This is a genomic window from Microbacterium sp. Bi128, from assembly GCF_918698205.1.
Genome location: NZ_CAKKMM010001326.1, coordinates 1 through 1,404, shown reverse-complemented (window position 1 = coordinate 1,404; position 1,404 = coordinate 1). Strand labels below are relative to the sequence as shown.

The 1,404-nt window shown below is 69.6% G+C and carries 2 protein-coding genes; both read left to right on the top strand.

Going from position 1 to position 1,404, the window contains the following annotated elements; genetic code table 11:
• On the top strand, positions 1-652 hold a 652-nt coding region (locus LQV45_RS32450), incomplete at its 5' end, for a hypothetical protein (protein WP_230011682.1).
• Positions 653-700: 48 nt separating this feature from the next.
• The gene (locus LQV45_RS32445) at positions 701-1,351 is read left to right on the top strand and encodes a GNAT family N-acetyltransferase (protein ID WP_230011681.1); all 651 of its coding nucleotides are present in this window, start codon (positions 701-703) and stop codon (positions 1,349-1,351) included.
• Positions 1,352-1,404: the final 53 nt, after the last annotated feature.

The following is a 1,404-nucleotide window of genomic DNA, read 5'->3' as shown; positions in this document are numbered from 1 at the left end:
CCCCGGCGACCTCGTCAGGGGGTGGCTGCGCCGGCCCGGTGCCTTGCGGCTGGAGACTGCCGACGGACTGGTCATCGGCAGCACCACCGGCATCAATGATTCCCGCGGCGGCTTCTATATCAGCTCCACGAGGAAGACCTGGCTCCTGCCCCCGCAGTTGGTTACTCCGGTGTACGACGACGACGGGCTGGTGCGCCGCCGCCCGGAGGCAGCTTATGGCGAGCCGTCGTTCGGCAACGGCAGGTTCGCCGCCGTCCTGGACCCGGTGGAGCTTGCGGGGAACGCCCCCGTCCCGTTGGAGTTCCCCAACTCCAACGCCGTCGAGCTTGGCCCCATCACGGAGGTAGACCACGAGGGCCGGCCGGCCCTGGAATCGACGGTCAGCCCGAACCTCTCCTACCGTCCCGCCGATCCCGGAGCCCCGCTATGCCGTCCGGGACGCACACTGCTGAGGATTGACGCCGGCACGGGCGTCTGCGTTGCGAGCCGCTGGCTGGACGCGCCCGGGGCCGGCTCAGAGCAGGACGGTTACGGGCACTGGCTCCGCATCCTGGGCGTCGACGAATACATGCTCGATGACCTGTTCCTGGCCGAATCGATGAACCTCACGGACGTCCGGCGCCACATCAGCTGGGACGTCCCCGCGGAGTAGCCCGGCCGTGACTCGCATCCGCCCGCCGGCACCGCTAGGCTTCCTGCGATGACTGAACCCGCCGACTACTGGCCCCCTTTCGGCTTGAGCCTGACCACCCCGCGTCTTCAGCTGCGCCCCATCCGCGACGCGGACATTCCGGCCGCGGTCTCAGCCGCCCTGAGCGGCGTGCACGAGCCGGGCCGCAGCCCCTTCAGCAGGCCCTGGGCCGAATCCCCCGCTGAGGAGCTCGGCCCGAACATGGCGCAGTGGTACTGGCGGTGCCGCGGGAACATGACACCGCAGGAGTGGACCCTCCTGCTCGGCATCTGGCACGACGGCGAGTTCGTCGGATGCCAGGACGTCGAGGCCAAAGACTTCGCCACGCTGAAGACGGTCACCACGGGCTCCTGGCTGCGGCAAAGCGTGCACGGCCGGGGCTTCGGCAAGGAAATGCGGGCCGCCGTCGCCCTCTATGCCTTCGACTGGCTCGGCGCCGAAGTGGCGGAATCCGAGGCCGCCGCCTGGAACCAGCAGTCTTTGGGCGTCTCACGCTCCCTCGGCTACGAGCTCAACGGCGTCACCCGCGCCGCCTGGGGCGGCAAGGCCCAGGAGGTCCAAAACGTCCGCCTCACCCCCGCCACCTTCAAACGCCCCGACTGGCAGCTCGAGGTAAAAGGCCACGAAGCCACGGCCAAATTCCTGGGCATCCACCAGTAGCAGCAACGGCCCCCAAACGGGCCCGCGGCGCCCGCCGTCGCTGAGACGCCTCC

Excerpts from the sequence above, each read along its gene's own strand:
- LQV45_RS32445 (WP_230011681.1), top strand. The coding sequence starts at position 701 with ATGACTGAACCCGCCGACTACTGGCCCCCTTTCGGCTTGAGCCTGACC.